Annotated in this window: 16 protein-coding genes; 11 read left to right on the top strand and 5 right to left on the bottom strand. The window is 41.1% G+C overall.

The genetic code is table 11. The annotated features are described in order from the left end of the window. Positions 1-45: 45 nt before the first annotated feature. Positions 46-5,034, top strand: coding sequence for a WD40 domain-containing protein (locus I8752_RS26145; RefSeq protein ID WP_214435146.1), 4,989 nt, complete (start codon positions 46-48; stop codon positions 5,032-5,034). 41 nt (positions 5,035-5,075) lie between these two features. Here the strand turns inward: I8752_RS26145 and I8752_RS26150 are convergent, their stop codons facing one another. Beyond that, positions 5,076-5,465: a hypothetical protein gene (locus I8752_RS26150; RefSeq protein WP_214435147.1), complete on the bottom strand. Its 390-nt coding sequence runs from the start codon at positions 5,463-5,465 to the stop codon at positions 5,076-5,078. 539 nt (positions 5,466-6,004) lie between these two features. Here I8752_RS26150 and psbO point away from each other — a divergent pair. From psbO to I8752_RS26170, 4 genes are all read left to right on the top strand, one after another. Then, complete coding sequence (gene psbO / locus I8752_RS26155) at positions 6,005-6,838, top strand: photosystem II manganese-stabilizing polypeptide (protein WP_214435148.1); 834 nt, start codon at positions 6,005-6,007, stop codon at positions 6,836-6,838. Positions 6,839-7,815: 977 nt separating this feature from the next. Continuing rightward, on the top strand, positions 7,816-8,592 hold the full coding sequence (locus tag I8752_RS26160) for an RNA polymerase sigma factor SigF (RefSeq protein WP_214435149.1): 777 nt from the start codon (positions 7,816-7,818) through the stop codon (positions 8,590-8,592). Between the two features lie 162 nt (positions 8,593-8,754). Further along, the gene (locus I8752_RS26165) at positions 8,755-9,648 is read left to right on the top strand and encodes a hypothetical protein (protein ID WP_214435150.1); all 894 of its coding nucleotides are present in this window, start codon (positions 8,755-8,757) and stop codon (positions 9,646-9,648) included. A 2-nt stretch (positions 9,649-9,650) separates the two neighbouring features. Then, positions 9,651-9,896, top strand: coding sequence for a hypothetical protein (locus I8752_RS26170; protein WP_214435151.1), 246 nt, complete (start codon positions 9,651-9,653; stop codon positions 9,894-9,896). 40 nt (positions 9,897-9,936) lie between these two features. Here I8752_RS26170 and I8752_RS26175 read toward each other — a convergent pair whose 3' ends face one another. Beyond that, positions 9,937-10,140 (bottom strand): hypothetical protein, encoded by a 204-nt coding sequence (locus I8752_RS26175; RefSeq protein ID WP_214435152.1) that lies wholly within the window; start codon positions 10,138-10,140, stop codon positions 9,937-9,939. A gap of 292 nt (positions 10,141-10,432) precedes the next feature. On the opposite strand from I8752_RS26175, the gene I8752_RS26180 reads away from it, so the two are divergent. Further along, positions 10,433-10,711, top strand: a complete 279-nt coding sequence (locus I8752_RS26180) for a hypothetical protein (protein ID WP_214435153.1) — start codon at positions 10,433-10,435, stop codon at positions 10,709-10,711. A gap of 352 nt (positions 10,712-11,063) precedes the next feature. Beyond that, complete coding sequence (locus I8752_RS26185) at positions 11,064-12,707, top strand: purple acid phosphatase family protein (protein ID WP_214435154.1); 1,644 nt, start codon at positions 11,064-11,066, stop codon at positions 12,705-12,707. A gap of 144 nt (positions 12,708-12,851) precedes the next feature. On the opposite strand, the gene I8752_RS26190 is transcribed toward I8752_RS26185, so the two are convergent. After that, positions 12,852-14,138, bottom strand: coding sequence for a serine hydrolase (locus tag I8752_RS26190; RefSeq protein ID WP_214435155.1), 1,287 nt, complete (start codon positions 14,136-14,138; stop codon positions 12,852-12,854). Positions 14,139-14,746: 608 nt separating this feature from the next. Between I8752_RS26190 and I8752_RS26195 the strand changes: the two genes are divergently transcribed. Beyond that, positions 14,747-15,583, top strand: a complete 837-nt coding sequence (locus I8752_RS26195; protein WP_214435156.1) for a sensor histidine kinase — start codon at positions 14,747-14,749, stop codon at positions 15,581-15,583. Positions 15,584-15,916: 333 nt separating this feature from the next. After that, positions 15,917-16,351, top strand: coding sequence for an RrF2 family transcriptional regulator (locus I8752_RS26200; RefSeq protein WP_214435157.1), 435 nt, complete (start codon positions 15,917-15,919; stop codon positions 16,349-16,351). A 268-nt stretch (positions 16,352-16,619) separates the two neighbouring features. On the opposite strand, the gene I8752_RS26205 is transcribed toward I8752_RS26200, so the two are convergent. After that, entirely contained in the window at positions 16,620-17,060 is a 441-nt protein-coding gene (locus I8752_RS26205) for a hypothetical protein (protein ID WP_214435158.1), read from the bottom strand. Positions 17,061-17,399: 339 nt separating this feature from the next. On the opposite strand from I8752_RS26205, the gene I8752_RS26210 reads away from it, so the two are divergent. Next, on the top strand, positions 17,400-17,744 hold the full coding sequence (locus I8752_RS26210) for a hypothetical protein (RefSeq protein ID WP_214435159.1): 345 nt from the start codon (positions 17,400-17,402) through the stop codon (positions 17,742-17,744). A gap of 52 nt (positions 17,745-17,796) precedes the next feature. Continuing rightward, positions 17,797-19,956: a pentapeptide repeat-containing protein gene (locus tag I8752_RS26215; protein WP_214435160.1), complete on the top strand. Its 2,160-nt coding sequence runs from the start codon at positions 17,797-17,799 to the stop codon at positions 19,954-19,956. Between the two features lie 135 nt (positions 19,957-20,091). Here the strand turns inward: I8752_RS26215 and I8752_RS26220 are convergent, their stop codons facing one another. Further along, positions 20,092-21,129 (bottom strand): cysteine hydrolase family protein, encoded by a 1,038-nt coding sequence (locus I8752_RS26220; protein ID WP_214435161.1) that lies wholly within the window; start codon positions 21,127-21,129, stop codon positions 20,092-20,094. Positions 21,130-21,389 lie beyond the last annotated feature (260 nt).

Raw genomic sequence — 21,389 nt, forward strand, 5'->3', positions numbered from 1 at the left:
TTATGACTATTGACTAATTTTTCCCTTATCGCCCGATTTTTAATTATGACAAATTGGCAATTCACAACAGCGATCGCCAACAATAATAAACATTCTCTGCAAAGACTAGTTCGGGCAATCAAGCTCTCCAAAGGTCAATTTGCGCTGATTTTAGTCCGGTGCAACTATGGGCAATTACGCGAACAGATGTTGAGTAATCTCCATTCTTTTAGTAAAGATATTAATTTCACAGAAATATTACTTCAACCATCAACTACCACTTTACACACTACAATAGCTTCTCAAGTATTTCTAGATAGTTCTGTGGTTACAGATTTCCCATCAGCTGTAATGGTTTTTGGTCTAGAGTCTGTAACATCTCTAGAAGACTTACTTAGTAATATCAACCAAGCAAGAGATATATATGCAGCAACTTTTCCTTTTCCACTAGTATTATGGCTGAGAGATGAAGTAGCATCATTAATTGCCAGATTAGCACCCGATTTTAAAAGCTGGGCTGCAACTACTATCAAATTTGAAATGACAAAAGAAGATTTAATTGCTTTAATTCGGCATGAAACAGAATCTCTTTTTGCCAAAGTTTTAGATGCAGGTGCTGAAAGGTTTTTATCTAATGCTGCTCTTGATTTAGCTCCCAAATGCCAACATCGCTATGAAATTGAGTCGGCGCGAAATGATTTGCTGCGCCTTTATAGCGTCCAATTATGTCCGGGGCTAGAAGCTAGTTTAGAATTTGTATTGGGGAGGGATAAATATGCCAATGATAACATTAATGGTGCTTTAGCTCATTATCAAAGAAGCTTGGCTTTGTGGCAGCAAGAAGCAAAAAGAGAGAGAGAATTAGTTCAGGAAATAGGAAATGTCAAACGTAATTGTCCTTATCAAATTTGGCAAGCAATAGTATTATTTCACTTGGGATTGTGTTATCGCCGGATGGCAGACTTACACCAAGGAGCTAATAGTAGCTATTGGCAACATGCTTTGTTATGGTTTAAACAATGTCTTGATATATTGCAATCAGCCCAACGGCAAGATTTAGTTGCGACATTTATTTTGCCTGCTTGTGAAATGCTACAGCGCTTACAAAGGTGGGAAGAGCTAAAAAAATTAGCGCAAAAATCTTTGCATTTACATAAAACCTATGGTGAAGTAAGGCAAATTGCTCAAGATTATGGTTTTTTAGCATCTGTAGCTGCTTCTGAATCTAATTGGATATTAGCTCATGAGTTAGCAAATACAGCACTTGCGATCGCAGGGACAACAGATGTTTCGCGGCAGCAAGAAAGCTGGTATCTTTTGTTGCTAGCACGCACGCAAAGGCATTTAGGTAAATCTGAAGAAGCGATTGCTAATCTGGAATGGGCTAGGGTAGTTTGCGAACTACAATACGAGCCATCACTTTATTTAGAGATTTTAGAAGAATTGCGATCGCTCTACTTTTTTGAGCGTCATGATTATACAGAAGCCTTTAGTCTCAAGCAAGAAAAAATTCAAATAGAACATCAGTATGGGTTTCGTGCTTTCATTGGTGCCAGTCAATTACAGCCGCAACGTTATAGAATTAATCCAGCTTTAGAACAGCAAAAAATACCATTTATGCCTGAGGAAATTGCTCAGGAAATAGCTGCTTCTGGAAGACAACAAGATGTCAATCGTTTAATTGAAAGAATAACCCGTGCTGACTACAAACTCACAGTCATACATGGGCCATCAGGTGTAGGCAAAAGTTCAATTCTCAAGGCTGGTTTAGTACCAGCTTTGAAGGGAAAGACAATCGGCGAACGTATTCCTTTGCCCATTGTTTTATCGGGATATACCGACTGGATTACATCTTTAGGACATAGTGTCAACCAAGCATTAGCCCAGACAGAAATAGCAATTGCCATAGAATTTACACCCAATATAATTATTGAAAAACTTCGGTTAGCTGCCGAGCGAAAGCATACAATTGTTCTTATTTTTGACCAATTTGAAGAATTTTTTTTTATTAGTAATCTTTCTCAAAGAACAAAGTTTTATAAATTCTTTAGCGAATGTTTAAATATTCCATATGTGAAAATTATTCTCTGTTTGCGAGAAGATTATTTGCATTATTTGTTAGAGTTTGAACGTTTAAGTAAAGAGAAAAGTGATGGGTTATATGATTTAGGTGTCATTAATAAAAACATCCTTGATAAGGATATTCGCTACTATTTTGGATATTTTTCAATTGAGGATACAATCGGAATTATCCACAGCTTTACCCAACGTTCGCATTATGAAATAAGTGAAGAATTAATTCATAAATTAGTGCAGGATTTGGCAGGAGAAATCGGAGAAGTACATCCCATTGAATTACAAATAGTAGGCGCGCAACTCCAATCAGAAAGTATTACCACACTTCAACAGTATAAGCTTTGTGGGGGCTCGAAAAAACTAGTGGAACGCTGGTTGGAAGAAGTGATAAAAGATTGCGGTCAAGAAAATGAAGATTTAAGTTGGAAATTATTATTTGAGTTAACTGATGAAAAGGGAACGCGACCGTTAAAAACAAAAATTGATTTGGCAGAGGCATTAAGGCAAAATATTGATAATGCAGCTAAATTGGAATCGGTATGGGAGTTAATTTTAGAGATTTTAGTAGGTTCGGGATTAGTATTAAGGCTACGAGAAGAATTTGGCGATCGCTACCAGTTAGTTCATGATTATTTAGTAGAACCAATTCGCCAAAAAAATAACTATGGCTTATTTGCTGAACTAGAAAAAGTCCGATTTGAAAAAAACAAAGCTGAAGTCGCTCAAAAACTTTCTCAAGAGCAACTGACTTGTGTTTTACAACGCCGACTGCGAGAAGCTCGAATAGCAGGCATATTGCTGGCAATGATGGGAGGAACAATCGCTGCATTATGGTGGCAAGCCGATTTGCAAAAAAGAGCAGCAATTCACCAAACTATCAGAGCCGAACGCAGCGAAACCAACTTGAAAATAAGTACCATCGCCGCATCTAGTGAAGCTCTGTTTGCCTCTAATAAAGAATTTGATGCTTTATTAGAAGGGTTGCGCGCTTGGAGGAAACTCAAGCAGGCAGATGCAGTCCAGCCAGAAACTCGAATGCGAGTCGTGACGGCACTGCAACAAGCAGTGTATGGCGTTACAGAATTAAACCGCTTAGAGGGACATACGGATATTGTTTGGGGTGTTACTTTCAGTCCTGATGGTCAGTTATTAGCATCAGGTAGTAGGGATCGGACTGTAAAGTTGTGGCATCCTGATGGCACTTTACTCCAAACCCTCAAAGGTCACACTGCTGCTATTAGCAGCGTCAGTTTCAGCCCTGACGGTCAGAGTTTAGCTTCGGCAAGTCTCGACAAAACCGTAAAAATCTGGCAGAAAAACTTAATTACAGGAGAATTCAACTCTCAACCATCTCAAACCATAGCAGGAAATGGAGATAGGGTTTATAGCGTGAGTTTTAGTCCTGATGGGGAGTTGTTGGCTACTGGCAACAAAGATAAAACAATTAAGCTCTGGCGCAGGGACGGTAGCTTAGTCACAACTCTCAAAGGACATCAAGGGTGGGTTAACTGGGTAAGCTTCAGTCCAGATGGTCAATTCATTGCCTCAGCAAGTGACGACAAAACAGTGAAAATCTGGCGGCGAGATGGCACTTTAGTCCATACTTTGTACGGGCATCAGCAGGGTGTAACTGTTGTTATTTTTAGCCCTGATGGGAAATTGCTAGCGTCAGCAGGTCGAGATAAAACAATAAAACTTTGGCGGCGAGAAGGAATAAGTCGAGATAGCTGGGCTTTTCGTGCCTACAAAACTTTACAGCAGCACACTAGTACAGTTTGGAGCCTCAGTTTCAGTTCTGACGGTCAAAAGTTAGCTTCCGGAAGTGATGACAACACCATCAACCTCTGGACCATCAATGGCACATTACTTAAAACCTTTAGAGGGCATAGCGATGCTGTTGCCAGCGTGGCTTTTAGTCCAAATAACAAACTGCTGGCATCAGGAAGTTATGACAAAAGTGTAAAACTATGGAGTTTGGATGCTCCCACACTACCAATTCTTCGGGGTCATCAGGATCGAGTATTGAGCGTGGCTTGGAGTCCTGATGGTTATATGCTGGCTTCTAGCAGTCGCGATCGCACCGTGAAACTCTGGCAGCGATATGTTAGTAGTGGCGAAGTCCAAACTCGACTCTACAAAACTCTGGTGGGACATAGTGAAAGAGTTCCCAGTGTCAGCTTCGATCCCAAAGGTAAAATCCTCGCATCAGGAAGTTATGACAAAACCGTGAAACTTTGGCGGCGCGATGGTACTTTGCTCAAGACTCTCCTAGGGCATAGCGATAGCGTCATGAGTGTTAGCTTTAGCCCTGATGGACAGTTATTGGCATCAGCAAGTAAGGATAAGACCGTGAAACTTTGGAACCGCCAGGGTATCTTACTCAAAACCTTGGTCGGGCATCAAGGTTGGGTGAATAGCGTCAATTTTAGTCCCGACGGTCAAGTTATCGCTTCTGCCAGTGATGACCAAACAGTGAAACTTTGGCGGCGCGATGGTACTTTACTCAAAACTTTTTCGCCCCATGAGAGTTGGGTCTTAGGTGTCAGTTTCAGTCCCACTGACCAGTTGTTAGCTTCTGCTAGTTGGGACAACACAGTTAGATTGTGGCGGCGAGACGGTACGCTCTTAAAAACCTTGTTAAAGGGATATAGCGATAGCGTTAATGCCGTTACTTTCAGTCCCAATGGTAAATTGCTTGCCGCCGCCAGTTGGGACAGTACAGTTAAACTCTGGAGCCGTGAGGGCAAATTAATTAAAACCCTCAACGGGCATCACGCCCCAGTTTTAAGTGTCAGTTTTAGCCCTGATGGACAAACACTGGCATCGGCTAGTGACGATAACACGATAATTTTGTGGAATTTACATCTTGACGACCTGCTCGTGCGTGGTTGCAACTGGGTAGGTGATTACCTCAAGCACAACCACAATGTTGAAGCACGCGATCGCTTGCTTTGTGCTGATATCAACCGCAAGCGCTAAATGTAGAAGCTAGAAGTTATAAAGTGTAAAGATTTCTCAATTTACAACTCCAAACTTGTTTCCAGCTGACTGGCTACTGGAGTATCGCTATCCAGCACATCATCGCTGTTTTTTGATTCGCTTTCCTCCTCGCCAGTTGCTTGTGGCAAATTTGCAAAAAAAGCTTGCAACCTCATCCGCTCGATATAAGGCCAGCCACCCTCAGACTCAATGTCTTTCAGTAGCGCGTAGAGCTGCTGACGATTATCGGGCAAACTCTCTTGAAAAGCACCATCTCGAATCTCTCGGTGTAACTGCTCTAACTGCCTAAGCAAGTTCAAAAGAGCGATGGCATCGCCTTGACAAATTTTTGCAGCATCATGTACCGCAGTGGCGATCGTTTGCAGTTGTTCGGTTAACTTCTCTAATTCAAAACTTTGATTCTTGCTCACACTACCCTCTCTATGGAAATTAGCACTACTTAAATTTACTCAACATTGCTGGTTTTCATTGGCTGTCACAGCTTTAGCAACATAATCTCAGGCTTAGGGAGATTAGACTTCTAGAAGCTTCTGAAGGTAGGTTTTTTGCCACTTACCCTCCTGATTTTGAATCTGAATTCCAACAGTAGCTATCACCTCAAAAAGCGCGCAGTGACGTTCAAGGAAGCCTCCACGTGAGCTAGATGCGATCGCGACTTATTATTTAAAGCTAGAGTGCTTTGATTTTGAGTTAAAAAAAATCGTATGATCTGGCTGATTTCCCCATAAAGCAATGGGTTGTATGTAGTGGCAACACATACATAATACAGAACGACTGGAGGGATGCTGTAAATGCCCTAAGCATTCGCAAAGCGCGAAGTAATAAATCTTTGCGTTCCTCAAAGCACGCACTTTTGTGGCTCTGTATTAGAACGTACTTAATTTACGTACCGAAACCCTACGGTGCAGTTTTACAACTTAGATATTAATTTTTGACATTGAGGTTGACCATGAGGTATCGCGCTTTAATTGTTGCATTCTTGGCTTTGTGCCTGGGGTTACTGACTGCTTGTAGTGATGGCCCTTCTACTAGCAGTAGGGATGTACTCACTTACGAACAAATTAGAGGTACTGGCTTGGCTAACAAATGCCCCCAACTAGCAGAGACAAGGCGTGGTTCTATTCCCCTTGACTCTAGCCAGTCCTACATCATCAAAGAACTCTGCTTGGAACCAACCAATTTCTTTGTGAAAGAAGAACCTGCTAATAAACGGCAAACAGCAGAATTTGTAGCTGGCAAATTGTTAACTAGGTATACCTCTACTATTGACCAGGTTCAAGGTGACCTAAAAATTAACTCAGATAATAGCTTGACCTTTGTGGAAACAGATGGTCTTGACTTCCAAGCTATCACCGTGCAACTTCCTGGTGGTGAGCGAGTACCTTTCCTGTTCACCATTAAAAACTTGGTTGCTCAAACTCAACCCGGTTCGACTAGTATCAACACCTCCACAGATTTTGAAGGCTCTTTCAAAGTTCCTTCCTATCGTGGTGCTGCCTTCTTAGATCCCAAAGGTCGCGGTGTCGTTACTGGTTACGATAATGCTGTAGCTTTGCCTGCTCAAGCAGATGATGAAGAACTTGCCCGTGCTAATGTCAAACGTGCTGAAATTCTGAATGGCAAGATTTCTCTACAAGTAGCCAAAATAGATAGCGCTAGTGGTGAAATAGCTGGCACTTTCGAGAGCGAGCAGCCATCTGACACCGATTTGGGTGCTGGCGAACCCAAAGAAGTCAAGATTCGGGGTTTATTTTACGCACGGGTTGAACCAAATCGTGCCTAAATTCTCTTGAGTGCAGCCACTTGCTAGCAGTCAGGATTTAAATGCTGTACTCATAAGGCTTCATCGCAAGAGTTAATAGTTTTGTCCCCCTTTTGTAGCTACCGTGTATACACAACTTCTAAAATCCTTTTTGGATCTGGTTTAACCCTCACTAGGTCAGGTTTCGTGATTCTCAAACAATTATCAAAAATTTTAAATAATTGAGAATTGTCCGATGAGAATCAAAAGTTTCATAAAATAACTTTCTGCAAATCCGACTAGTTATACCAATGCGTACAAGGTAGCTGTTTTGGGGGAAATAAAATAGCGACTGAATGATAAAAAAGGGCATCTAGCCCTTTTTTTTTGGTTGACACCGCGAATTGTTACTCGCTCCCAGAAACAAAATACAAATCTATATTTAAAAAGGCTAATATTTTACACACATATGTACTTGCTTAGTTCACTATGCAAGATTACCTATCTGATTTTGCTTCTTCCTACGTATCCTATGCTTAGGATTAAGTTTTGCAATCCGCATCTTATTTTCTTTGCAATTCCTGAAATTAGGTATTTTTTGGGCTAGAAGAGAATAGTTATTTCAAAAATTATATAAATTACATTTAATGATTACCGTAAATTCACCGAACGATAAAGTCTTTAAGCTCTAAAAAACTCTTGATGATTAAACTTTATCGTTGATGTCAGAAATTAAGTACAATCTCGGTTTGAAATTTAACAAATAATTTTATATTTTGTTCCTATGCAGCTTTTAAAAGCTACAGATAATATCAAGCCAACATAACAAACAAAACACCAATTTTGCTTATTTAAATTTTGCTCGACTGTCAGCCTACTATGGCATATTTATAGAAAAATTTTCATTTGCCATAGATTTTTAAAGGTAAATATCATGCTATTTCCTAAGGCATTGTGCAATCGTAACTTAATTTAAAAGCCAATAATTAACATTTAATTTGCTAAATAAATGTGCTGCTATGCCTACCACAGCAACCAACGAACTCAAGCATGAAATTTGGCAGTTACTACGAGAATATCAACAATCTCGCTCGGAAACTGTTCGTAATCAGCTAGTAAAACTCAATTTTGGACTGGTGAGAAAAGAAGCTCACTACTGGATGAATCAATGCCGTGAAAGCTACGACGATTTGCTCCAAGTTGGTTGTTTGGGTTTAATTCGAGCGATTGAGAGGTTTGAAATTTCAAAAGGACATGCCTTTAGCTCCTTTGCTATGCCTTATATCCGTGGGGAAATTCAACACTACCTCCGAGATAAAGGTGTCACGGTAAGAATTCCTCGACGCTATTTGGCACTGCAACAACAGGCAATAGGTGTTTCGCGTTCTTTGCGCGAAAAATATAACCGCCAGCCTACTGACTCGGAATTAGCTGGAGCACTAGCCATTTCTCTAGATGAATGGCAGGAAATAAAATTAGCATGGATTAATCGCGCCCCCTTGAGCTTAGATGTCCCCGTTCAGGATGGTGAAGAAGGAGCTACCAGCTTAGGAGAATTGGTTCCAGATCCTCACTATCGGAGTTTTCAACTAGCACAAGAAGACCAAATTCGCCTACAACAAGCATTAATTCAGTTAGAACAACGCACTCGTGATGTCCTGGAGTGTGTGTTTTTGCAGGATTTGACACAAAAACAGGTAGCAGAACACTTAGGAATTAGCGTAGTCACTGTTTCCCGTAGGGTCAAAAAAGGGCTTGACTTGTTGAAAGACCTTATGGGTGTTACCGAGGAATGAGCATAAAAAAGTCAAACCGCATTTATCCAAGGTTGACAGTGCTAAAAATAACCATTGAAATGCTGAAAATTAGGTTATAAAGGGAAAGTACTTCGCCCTTAGCACAAAAGGGCTTCAGTGATTTCCACATGCAAATTTTCTTATAGTTTTTGAGAACAGCTAATGGGTAAAAAATCAGCAATTGCACTTGCAACTATTTTAACTTTGGCGATCGCTGGATGTGGATCGGAAGATACACAACAAGCTGCTAATCCAACACCACCTGCACCACCAGCAGCCAAGTTACCACCAGCAACTCCGTCTTTAGTAGCAAAGTTGCCAGCAAAAACCCAATCCTTTAATAATCCCTTGGTGGTTCCAAAGAATGCTCCAACAAGTGCCACTGGAACTTCTAACTTGATTCAACTAACTAATGCCACAGAACGGATAAATTTAGTCTCAAAAGGCCGGACTGACCCGTTTGCCCAAATTGTGGGGCAGACAGTTGCCACAATGCCTACAAGTACGGTCGCTAGGAAAATTCCTATATTGCCTCCCCTACCAACCCTATCTACCGTTCGAGCTATATTGACCGCAGGCAAAAAACTGCCAACGCGCAGTGCTGTTTTGGCTCAAAGCACAATGGCAAAAACTCCAAAACCAAAACTCAATCCAGCCTTAGCTCAAGTATTACCTAAAGTTTTGCCCCAAGTTGTTCCTAATCCTACCCTAGTATCTGTATTACCACCACCAGCACAACCTGAGTTAGCAAAAGCGGTAGTTGTAACTGGCGTAGTTCAGATTGGTAAAGAACCCCAAGCAATTATTAAAGTGCCGAACGAGCAGACAAGTCGCTATGTACAGGCAGGACAGCGATTGGCAAACGGCGTGCTAATTAAACGTATTGAAATGAACGAGGGTTCCAATCCGGTCGTTATTTTGGAACAATATGGAATTGAAGTTGCCAGAATGGTAGGAGAAGCACCTACTGGTTCAACGCCTTCAGCGGCGACTGGAGGAAATTCTGTTTCAGTAACAACGCCGACTCAAAGTTCTTTTAGTGTTGGAGCTTCATAAAGATGGAGACTAAGGAAAAAATTGAATTTTCTGGTTTACCCCTAGCAGTTTATCGAGAGATAGTAGCTCATTTGCGTCAAGTAGAAGGGGTAAAAGTCAGTTTAATTCCCCAATCATCCCAACAATTTGATTACAATCAAAGCCAAGTAGGTGGCTTCTGGCTGTCTTGGACACCAAACTCTAATTCCGAAAGTCAGCAACGCGTGCAGCAAATTTTGGCTTACTATCAAAATCTCTATGGCATCTGACAACTTGAGTTCATCTTAAGTTCCTAAACTATAGCCATAGTCAAAATCGATCGGGGTGAAGACATTTGCCGAACCCCATACGTATTTTTTGGGCGATCGACTTATTTATCCAAAAAGTATTAAGTAAAAATACCATTTTCCTCCTTGGTAGTAGGGCAGTGCTTTGGGAACTCGTCGCAGTGGTTCCCCACGAGTGACTGCCATTTAGCATGACTAAGTACGAGTTATCAATAGTAGTTTTCAAATATATAATTCCTAATTCGTACTGACGCTTAATTAGATTATGCAATTTAGATATTTTATTAGCTTAATATCAAATCCATGAAACTTCATGGAATACATTATTTCGCCATCAGTTATTGAATATTTACAGTCAAAAATTATTACAAGTATTTATGTTTTTTTAATACGCTTCAGCTTATCATACAGAAATTTCTTTACTTCTTTTGAATTCACTTTATCTAACTTAAGTAAGAAGGTTAGCTTCGAGAACCCCTCACCATAATTTATGGATAGCTTCGATTGAGGTTAACACGATGAAACGTTTAGCATCTCTTGTTATGGCACTAGCCCTAGGAACTGCTGCCGTTGTTGCTTTCCCTCCAGATTCTCAAGCCCAATCTAGAAGAGAAGATTTCTATAGAACACGAGATTACCGCTATGGCGATCGCGACAGGTCTTATTCTCCCCGCCGTTATTACAGGGGAGAGAGAAGATTTCCGCGTTTACGACGCGATCGCGATCGAGATTACTATCGGTCGCCCTATCGCGATCGCGATCGCGGTCGCTACTATACACCAGGATACCGTTACTAGGTCTGCCTTCACTTGAGAGATGATGGATAACAGACATACTAAGTTCATCATCCTATCCTTAGTGAAAGTGTAACAATACAAAAATATAAAAGCTTGTGGTAAAGTTGGCTTGCTGCTAACTTAAATACTGCAAGCTTTTTGGTATGTCCAAAAGTGAAGTTTCAAAAGTAGCGATTCAGGTGGGTGGTAAATTTCAAGGTTACGGCGATCGCTACTGCTGAAGTTTTTAAATTTCCGCTGGTATACTCTCATGCTCAGACGCTGCAACAGCCATAGAACAATATCAGTGGCTGTGCTTTCATTTGTGATATGCCTTACTCTAATAAGCGTGCATTCATTTGGGCAAACAATTATGACCTCAGCGCCCCGACTGCTGACTGACCCATTTTTGCAACTGCCAACTGAAACTTCAGTGCGAGTAGTTTGGTTCACTGAGTTTGCTGGTGCTAAACATAAAGTCGCCTATGGGGAAAATTTAAAGCAAACTTCCTATGCCAGCACAACAAAACTCAGTCGCACGCGTGAAGACCAGAGATCGCGAGTCGCAAACCAAACCCAAGACGGACAAGTTTATCAAAAACCTGTTTTGCGTAATATTTGGCGGCATGAAGCTGAAGTGACTGGCTTAACTCCTGGCGTGCGCGCGAACTATCGCGTCACGAGTATCCGAGAAGATGGTGAAAGTGTTAGCAGCGATGTTTTTACACTTGCACCTACCCCAAAAGCCGACACAGCATTAAAAATTTTGCTGACTTCTGACCATCAATTGAAGCCAATGACAGAGGTAAATCTGCAAAAAGTCGTAGAGACAGTGGGACGTGTGGATGCAGTATGGTTTGCTGGTGATTTGATTAACGTTAGCGATCGCGCCTCGGAATGGTTTGATGATAATCGAGGTACTGCTTTATTTCCAGGTTTGCAAGGTCGTGCTAAGTATGAAATAGAACATAATGGCATAAAGACAACCTACACAGGAGGTCAAATAATTCAACATGCGCCGATGTTTACTTGCATTGGCAATCATGAAGTGATGGGAAGATTTGCCAGGAAGCAGAGCTTAAATGATGAATTTGATGATACATTTCCTCGTGAAGTTGCCCAAAAATTTTATCGCAACAAATCTCTTAGAGATAGTTCTTTTAACACTAATACCTATGAAGAAATTTTTACCCTACCCCAAAGTAAAGAGGGTGGCAAAAGATATTATGCAGTCAGCTTTGGTGATGTGCGTTTAGTGGTCTTGTATGCCACAAATATGTGGCGGACTCCCAAGTTAGATGGAAAATATGTAAGTAGATATCGAGAAGCTGAAAAAGACCTCAATCATCCTGAAAATTGGGGCTATGGACAGATTATTTATGAGCCAATTGATCGAGGTAGCAAGCAGTACAATTGGCTTGAGCAAGAACTTAAAAGTCCTGAATTTAAACAAGCAAAATATAAAGTCGTAATGTTCCATCATCCACCCCATACTTTGGGTGATAATATTGTCCCTGCCTATACCAATCCATTGCAGATAATCGAACGGAACGAAGCCGACAATATCAAAGCAATACGTTACGAATATCCTAAAGATAAAGATTATTTAATCCGCGATGTCATGCCTTTATTAGAAGCAGCTAATGTGCAACTAGTCTTCTATGGCCATTCTCATTTGTGGAACCGCTTTGTTAGCTCAAATGGTATGCACTTTTTAGAAACATCTAATGTTGGCAATACTTATGGAGCCGCTTGGGGTGACAGAAAGCGAGAAATCCCAATAGGATATAAGGAAGATTATGTTATGCTTGGCGATCCTAACGAGTTAGAACCAGTATTGCCAACAATTGCCCCATTGTTAGATAAAGATGGTAAACCATTACCCTATATTGCCAGTAATGACATTACAGCGTTCAGCATCTTTGATACTGGGACAGGTATAGTAAGCAGCTATCGTTTTGATACTCGCAAACCGGATTTAGATGTTTTAAAATTTGATGAATTTAAGTTGAAATAACTATCTACTTACTTTAAATCAAGAATAAGCAATATCTGATGACAAGCGACTGGCTTCACGATTCTGTGAATTAGTGTGCGGCTAGGAAGTAGCGCTTAAAACTCCGACTTCTTCACCGCGTCTTCCTCCTCTATTGCTTTCTACTTATCTAGGTTGACTAGCTATATTCGGTTGACCTAAGTAGTTATACACAAGTCGGGAAACTTGACCAATAAAAGCTTTAGCTCTTAAATCGTTGAAAGGTCTTCTCACCATAATGCCTGCTAAGTAGCGTTTACCTGATGGCATTTCAATAATACCGGCATCACCGAGAATCACTCCCAACGTTCCAGTTTTGTGAGCAATTACCGCACCTTTACCAAGTCCAGAAGGTAGTAAGCTTCTGTTTTCGACACGACGCATAAGACTCAAGACTTTGCTACGACTAGAATTACTCAGTACCTGATTGTTCTGATTAACAATCAGGGCTGATAATCTGACCAAATCTTTAGGGCTAGTTGTGTTAGTACCTTTAAAGTCGCCCAGCAAATTCCGAATCACAGTGTTTTGCAGTCCCCAGTTCCGGAAACGCTGATTTAATTTAGCCTTACCACCCAAACGGTCAATAATCATGTTAGTGGCAGTATTGTCGCTGATGGTAATCATTTTGGTAGCGGTTTCCAAAAGACTAAACCGAGTTCCAGGTCGTTTATACTGTATTACTCCCGAACCTCCAGTCATTAAGTCACGCCGCATGACTAAGCTTTCATTCAGCTTGACTCTACCTGCATCCACTTCTTGAAATAACGCTACTAAAACAGGAAACTTAATTGTGCTAGCAGCTGGAAATGCTTTTTCCCCATGTAAGTCCAGATAGTTACCTGTATCTAAATCTAAGAAAAACATTCCCGGTTCTAAATAACCATAACGAGCCATCAATCCTTTAACTTGAGAACTTAGCTGCAATATTTCTTTACCTAAAGGAACAACGCCAGCAAATGGAGAAACATCACCTATGGAAACGGGAATTTTTTCTTCACCAGAGGACGCAATATTATTACTGCTGCGCTCAATTGATGCAAAGTTTACTATCCAGTGGGATGAAGAGTCGCCTTTAATTAATAATTTTTCTGGAGAGATTGTGTACCCTGGTGCTAATTCAACCACTAATCTGGTCGTGTCGGAATCAACTTTTCCAATGCGGATTTCTTTAACTTTTGAGCCAAAACTTTGACGAATTGTATTTCGATCGAGTTGAATTTTTGGAAGGTCAATAACCAGTCGCGTTGGGTTATTAATTAAAAATGCTCTGGGTTGAACTCCTGATTCTGTAGTGATGTTGAGTTGATTGCGAGCAGTGTCAAAGTACCAAGATTCTAAGCTAGCTGCTTTGGCAGCAGAAGAGAGCAGCAAAATGCTGATAACGCTAGGCAAAAAAAAGCGTAATCTCATTCGGGTAATTTATGAGCGACAGTAGGATTTACTAGCACAAATTTTCCTCGTTTTCCCAGTATATCCGGAAGAAAAACACATGAAAACAAGTGGTAATTGCTTAATCAAGACACTAATACCACAAAATAGTTCCACTACAAAATCAAAAATTGATTTGTATTTACGCTTTATTTGTTTTCAATCAGATGATTAGGGTTAAATTGCTGAAAAATAAATATATTTAGACTTGTAAGCTTAAATAACCGCAAAAGTATTTTAACAGGCTCAATACTGATGATTTTTGATGAAAATCACAATATTTAATTTTATGTCTCTGAAGAAACATAAGTGTAGGGGTGGAGGGAAGGAAAAGTGTTTCACCTGTAGCTACAATCAGACATAAAAAAGAACTAGGGAACAAGAGAGGAAGGCAAAGGGAGATAAGGGAGAACAAGAGGGGGTAGATGTTAAAAGTTAAAACAAAAGCCAGAGAACTTGATTGAATTCCTTTTCTCCCGAACCTTTTCCCTATCCGAAGGGCTTTGACTCCTGACTTCAGTAGCTAAATTCTGAGAATTAGGGAATCTTAAAGATAACGAAAACTGAAGATAGTCGATAGGAGGAGTAGTGTGAATTTGGACAATTTGTCCTTACAGATAGAAAATATGCGTCAGCGTGTTAACCATTTGCAACGCCAAAGTCAAAAGCCAAAAGGACAGCAAATTGAGATTTTGGCAGAAGTCTTTGAAGAACTCTACTTTGCTTTAGAAGAACTTCAAATGACCAATGAGGACTTACAGCAACAAAATCAAGAATTATCCAATACTCAACAGGCATTGGTAGCACAACGTCACCACTACCAGGAATTATTTGAGCAAGTACCAGATGCTTACTTGGTAACTGATACAAAAGGGATTATTCAAGAAGCTAATCATACCGCTACGACTTTGTTGAATATTTCCAAGAGTTTCCTCATAGGCGAACCCTTAGATATTTACGTAGTAGAAGAAGAACATCCTAATTTTCATCTAAAACTCAGTCATCTGTGCGATCGCTCTCAACATGCGATCGCTTTTAGCAGTGAATATCAATCTATAGAAGCTAACTTCGATCCTAAACTACTGCAATATATTTTAACTAATTTACTCTCTAATTCTCTAAAGTATTCCCCTGTGGGCAGTACAGTTATATTTTCTGTTACTTATTCTAAAAACCAAATCGTCTTTCAGATTCAAGACTTTGGGATTGGCATTCCTGCTACTGAAATAGAACATATCTTTGAACCTTTTCATCGTGCTAGCAATGTGGGTAACGTCTCAGGTATGGGGTTAGGAATGTCTATAGTCAAGAAAGCTCTAGATTTACATAGCGGTCAGATAACTGTGGAAAGTTTTGTCAAGGTAGGAACTACTTGCACAGTCGCTTTGCCATTTTCGGGAAATTTGCCTACTCATGTATGTGCCTAATTAGGTGTTAGTCCCTACTCCTTTTCTTTCCTAAGAAAATCTTCAACTTCTTTTTTTATGATGAAAACAGTTACTTCAACTTGCAAATTTTAGGTGGAACTTATAGATACAGAAACTAAAGTATAAAATAATATGATTATTCTACGCATTGTAGCTGTGGGCTGATAATTACTTTTATTTATGGAATTAAAAAGTAAAAATATTTGCATCTATCGATTAAGAGTCTTTAATATATAATTGACCATTAATAAAAAGTTGAGTGTTAAGTCTCGTTTAGCATTAGCTGAAGGAAATTTGCTCGGCAACTGAAAGTTGTAGGTGTGAATTACGCCTGTGGAACTCTCTAATAAATCTGAATACGCACTTCTAGCGCTGTTAGAATTGGCAACTCGTTATTCTAGCGGCGAATCTCTGCAAATTCGGCAGATAGCAGTGCTACAACATATACCAAACCGCTATTTAGAACAATTATTGGCGACCTTAAGGCGTAGAGGCCTGATTAAGAGCATACGTGGCGCGAAAGGTGGCTATGTTTTGGCACGAGATCCTCGTATGATTACGCTGCTAGAAGCTTTTACTTGCATGGAAGGCGTAGATACCGCGCCTGATGTGGATAGTGATACTACAACAGTAGAAACTCAGGTAATCCAAGAAATCTGGCATGAGGCTCGTCAGGCAGCTAATGCTGTTCTGCAAAAATATACACTCCAAGACCTTTGCGATCGGCGAGATATCCATCGTCACAAAGAAATTATGTACTACATATAGTATTGGTACAGGAAAAGCAGAAGCACAGAAGCGGGAGAAAGAATTTTGAAATAATTTCTCCCGATTTTTCCAATTTCCAGTCTCAGTCTCTAGTAGTCTGTCCCAATAAATTTGCTAGCTTTAAAATCCTCCGCGTCTCCGTATCACCGCGTCCCCCTTCGGGTTCGGAAGTTTGGACTCGACGGGAACCGCCAAGACTCCAACTTCCTCACCGCGTCCCTATATCAGCCCTAACCATATTACAACTAATGGGACAGACTACTAGTCTCTAATTCCCCTTCTTCTGTTGTTGCGAAATTGAGAGGGTATAGCTATACTGTCGTTGGGATAACTCGCCTACGTACAGCGCGTATTTTCCTGATTGCCAATAACCGGACATTTCTGGCTTGGTTTCAGAGTAACGATCTGCTAAAACGCAGAAGCGTCCTCCAGGGCCATCAATTAACAGCGTTGGCTGTCCAGGACTATCTACTGTTAATCGTAAGTAAGGCAGTGATTCACTAACCTGGATAATTTGACTGGGTGCGTTAGGAATGTTACCACAATCGCTTTTAACCGATCCTCCGGATTTACCATTCAAAATCAGTGGATCTGATTGTAACTTGGAAGTAATTTGGATCGATGGTGTCTCAGCCAAAATAGGCTCGGTTAGCACTAAACTCATCGCCAAAGCTGCGGGAACAAATGTCAATAGTCTACCCGTCTTCATGTTAATTAATGCTCCCGACTATTTCTAGAGCGATATTGATATAAATAGTCTGAATTAATAGACGAGGGTAATCCGTCTCAGTTCCCGATCGCGGAGTATAAATCTTTATATAAATAATTAATCGCTATATGGCTAAATATGAAAATAACATAAAGTAACTGGTTTTAGAGGATTGGGAATTGAAATAAAGGAAAGATGGAAGAACTTTTAACGTTTTTCCTCCCCAGTCGCAAGAGAGGTCTTTCTCGCACAGACATTAGCTAAAATCACTAGACAACCGCCAAACATGGAATTTGGTTAGTCTGTTATTGAATGTCCTAGCTGAGGTAAAAAAGATTGATGAATTATCAACCAGAAGAAGATTTAGAGCGTCGCCTGCAAAAGCTAGAAACAGAAATAAATTCTTCGTCTAAGGAAGTTGAACGATCGCAATCACCGAACAATACATCTGAGTCCAGTTTTACTAACTTGAAATCGCACTTGAGGCGATCGCAACTGTGGTTCAACAACTTGTCTGGAACTAGCAAGATTGTATTTGCGGGTGTGGCGGTGCTTTTAGGCTTTGCATTGGTACAAGCAGTGCTGAAACTTGTTGCATCGGCAATTAGTCTGGCAGTGTTGGCATTGTTAGTGTATGTTGGATACAAATTTTTTGTGTCTGGTAGCTTTCAAAATAAGCAATAGACTATGTTAACTGCGCCGAAAGCGGCGTAAATATAAAGTCAAAGGGAATTATATGGCGACTCCAATTGTGAGGAGAAGTAATAAATCTAGACAAACACAAGATTCGGAAACAGCCAATTCACTGCCGTTAGTAACTAGGCGCTTTGCTGCTTGGGCAGCGGAAATTACACTGGTGGTTGCCAGTGGCTTGGTTCCCTTCGGTCTGGGGGCATTTGCCAATTCTAGAAGCGAGTTGAATCGCGTGCCGCTCAACCCCGTGCTAGTAGTAACCGAAAGAGCGATCGCTCGACCTTTAGCTCTGCCTGTGAGCTACGGTATCCCTAATGTTGCATGGCCGACTAATTTCTTGTGGACAGTAGCTCTGTTAGCACCCGTAACACTCTCCTGGTGGCAACTGTATTTACTAGGTAAAACTGGTAGTACTATCCCCAAACGTTGGTTAGGTATACGAGTAGTTAACGAACAAGGTACGCCACCTGGTTTAGCGGCAGCTGTGGTGCGCGAAGGACTTGGTAGAACGACCGTACCCTTATCCATCGCCTATATTCTCTGGCGTTACAGCTTTGCCTTTCCTAATTTAGGATTATTCACGTTTTTAGCTGTGTTGATGGTATTGGGAGAAGGATTAGCTTTGCCCGCACGCCAAGGCCGTCGCGCACTGCACGATTGGCTAGCTGGTACTTACACAATTGATACCACTCGCCCGATGCCAGACTCACTGGTAGCTAGCAAAGCACATTCCTCATCAAAAGGCAACGAACCCGATGCGGCACAAGAGGAAGTTGCCACCCCAGCACTAGCGATCGCTGGAGAAAATACAAGTCTGAGCGCGCTGTGGCGACGGATGCGGCAAAATCCTAGCTTGACATTGTTTGCAGTAGCACTCGCAAGTATGACGGCGGTGCTAGGAACTTTAATCGCGACTCAAATCTATGTCCAAACTCAGCAAACTCAGCGGGAAACCAACCAAATTAATAGCCAAAAGTTTCTCGCGCTGGTAAAACAATTGAATCCTGACTCTGGTGCTACGACTGAGGAGCGTCAGAGTTTAATATTAGCGATGGGTGGTCTGAATGACCCACAATCTATCCAATACCTTGCGGATCTCCTGGTGAGCGAAACCAACCCGATTCTCTTGGATACGATTCAGCAAGCTTTGGCAGGCATCGGGTTGAAAGCCATTCCGGAATTGAAAAACAAAAATCAGTTTTTAGCTAGCGAACTGGACGCAAGTAGCAGCGCACCCCAAGAGCGAGAATTGCGACAAAAGCGCTTACAAATCAACCAGCAGACCATTAACAAAATTTTGACTGTTTACAGTGGTAAAACTGAGGGTATCGACCTCAGTCGCACCCAATTAGGTCAAAGTGGCACTGCGGGCAGCTCCTTTTTCAACTTGGTGTTAGAGAACATTGATTTATCGGGAATTAAGTTTAAATCTGCAAATCTCAACCAAGCTAGTTTCAAAGGAAGTCGCTTTCGGGGAGCTGGTGAAGATGGACGCTTCGATACCTTTGACGATGCGATCGCTGATTTAAGCCAAGCGCAAATGAAACAAGCGAATTTCAGTGATGCTAACCTCAGCCGCGTCATGATGACTGGTAGCGATTTAAGCCGCGCCACCCTCAACAGAGCCAACTTATCTAATGCGCGTTTAGTTGGTGCTAACCTCAGTAGCACTCAATTAGTGGGAGCAGATTTGCGAAACGCAGTTTTGGAAAATGCCAGCCTCACTGGTGCAGACTTAGGTGACGCAAAATTAAACGAAGCCAATTTGTATGCTGCTCGTTTAGGTCGCGTAATTGCGATCGGCACTCAATTGTCATTAGCTAACTTAACTAAAACAGATTGGCAAGCATCCGATTTATCTGGAGCCGATTTGGAACGTGCCAATCTCAGCAATGCTAACCTTAGTGCTGCTCGTCTAACTGGCGCTACCTTGCGTTCTGCCCAACTGCAAAACGCCGACTTGCGAAATGCTGACCTCAGTTTAGTAGATTTACGAGGAGCAAACGTCGCAGGTGCAGATTTCCAGGGGACAATTATCGCTCCTGCCAAACAAGATCCCGCAGATCAATTTGTGCAAACACCAGACCTAGGTTCGGTATCTGCTGTAGTCCAAGGAGTTGATTTTTCTCAAGCTAAAAATTTAGATGCTAAACAACTAGCTTACATTTGTACTAAAGGAGGCATTCATCCTCGTTGCCCATAGGGTAAGAAAGCAAGGGGAGATGACTTCGTAAGGAGGAAGGGGAAAGAAATTAAACTAAAGTTCTTCTCCTTTCCCTTTACCCTTTTCTCGCAAAGAAGTGTTTCTGACAACTGACAACTGACAACTGACTCCTAACTAATTTCCAAATTCAATTGTGTCGCTAGATTTGACAATATGCATTCCGGCTTCTGCAAACCTTGTGAATGCCGCATCTGCCTGTTCTGTGTAATCCACAACGCCAGGAACGACAACAGGAGAAGTACAGTCTTCTAGCAAATAGATTTTTTTAGCCAAGCTGGCATCTATCTGTTTAATTTCTGTTAATAAATCGTCAATTGTCCAGGCTACGCAGTGACTTTTAGCTTGACCCCCAATAATTACAGCATCAAATTCTAAAAGTTGCTTAATTAAACGTGTATTTTTTTGACCAAGTGGACGTTGCTCGAAATCTTCTAATACTTCTGGACGTAAAATTGAATAATTTTCTGTTAAAGGATTCTCACCTTTAATTTCAAATTGCGTTTGACTCTGACGAGCAATACAGTGGAAAAAGATTGCTTCCTCTACAGATGAAACTAAAGCATGACCAATGCCACCCAATATAGAATGGTAAGGCCATATAATCAGGGGATATTTTCCATCTTGAGTGAGTTTTTTAATGTAATAATAAGCGTGTTTTTCTAATAATTCGTAATCACCATTAGTAATACTGTGAGCGACTGCTGGGTTAACTTTCCAGATACCCCGTTCGATATCCGCAGGAGTAATGTTAGTAGCTGCTGGTGTAGGATGTTCGCCTGCTTCGTTCACCCAAAAAATCGGATGAAAAATTTGTGTTGCTTTGTGGGTGTCTAATGTCGGTACGATAGTTGCGATCGCTCCTAAATTGCGATATATAAATTCACATAATCTTCGATTATCATCAACTGCCCCAGTTCCAGATTTTCCCCCGACAAATAACTCAAATTCCGGGATACAGAAAGTATTTTGGACATCAATTAAAAGCAAGCAAATGCGAGTTTTGTCTAAAGATGCTGGTTTGATGTCGTGTTGTTTTGCCCATGCTTCAGCTTCTGCTGCGCGTTGTTGGTAAGGTACGCGCCAGACTTCGCTCACTTTACTAGGGTTAAAATGCTCTGGGATCGGGAGATGGGTTATTGTTTGGATGTTCACGATCGCAATTACCTTTATTTTGTACTCAAGGTTCGCGTATAGGATTTGACCAAGAGGAATTATTCACAAGGTTACTGTAAATATCAGCTGATAGCCATAATAAACAAATAATCTCCTGCTATAGGGGATTTCAAGGAGGAATATAGCCAAATTCGCCTCCAATTGATGAAAGCGATCGCCTGCTTGGGAACTATCCCTTATTTCATCAAACTCATCGTCGATTGCGCGAAGGGTAAGTTATTAGTAAGTTAGATAGCAAA

Source organism: Dendronalium phyllosphericum CENA369, assembly GCF_016056275.1.
Lineage (GTDB): Bacteria > Cyanobacteriota > Cyanobacteriia > Cyanobacteriales > Nostocaceae > Dendronalium > Dendronalium phyllosphericum.

What these genes read in the sequence shown, in the direction of transcription:
- psbO (WP_214435148.1), top strand. Translation starts at nt 6,005, where the DNA reads ATGAGGTATCGCGCTTTAATTGTTGCATTCTTGGCTTTGTGCCTGGGG.
- I8752_RS26160 (WP_214435149.1), top strand. Translation starts at nt 7,816, where the DNA reads ATGCCTACCACAGCAACCAACGAACTCAAGCATGAAATTTGGCAGTTA.
- I8752_RS26215 (WP_214435160.1), top strand. Translation starts at nt 17,797, where the DNA reads ATGGCGACTCCAATTGTGAGGAGAAGTAATAAATCTAGACAAACACAA.
- I8752_RS26165 (WP_214435150.1), top strand. Translation starts at nt 8,755, where the DNA reads ATGGGTAAAAAATCAGCAATTGCACTTGCAACTATTTTAACTTTGGCG.
- I8752_RS26185 (WP_214435154.1), top strand. Translation starts at nt 11,064, where the DNA reads ATGACCTCAGCGCCCCGACTGCTGACTGACCCATTTTTGCAACTGCCA.
- I8752_RS26170 (WP_214435151.1), top strand. Translation starts at nt 9,651, where the DNA reads ATGGAGACTAAGGAAAAAATTGAATTTTCTGGTTTACCCCTAGCAGTT.
- I8752_RS26145 (WP_214435146.1), top strand. Translation starts at nt 46, where the DNA reads ATGACAAATTGGCAATTCACAACAGCGATCGCCAACAATAATAAACAT.
- I8752_RS26210 (WP_214435159.1), top strand. Translation starts at nt 17,400, where the DNA reads ATGAATTATCAACCAGAAGAAGATTTAGAGCGTCGCCTGCAAAAGCTA.
- I8752_RS26190 (WP_214435155.1), bottom strand. Translation starts at nt 14,138, where the DNA reads ATGAGATTACGCTTTTTTTTGCCTAGCGTTATCAGCATTTTGCTGCTC.
- I8752_RS26205 (WP_214435158.1), bottom strand. Translation starts at nt 17,060, where the DNA reads ATGAAGACGGGTAGACTATTGACATTTGTTCCCGCAGCTTTGGCGATG.
- I8752_RS26180 (WP_214435153.1), top strand. Translation starts at nt 10,433, where the DNA reads ATGAAACGTTTAGCATCTCTTGTTATGGCACTAGCCCTAGGAACTGCT.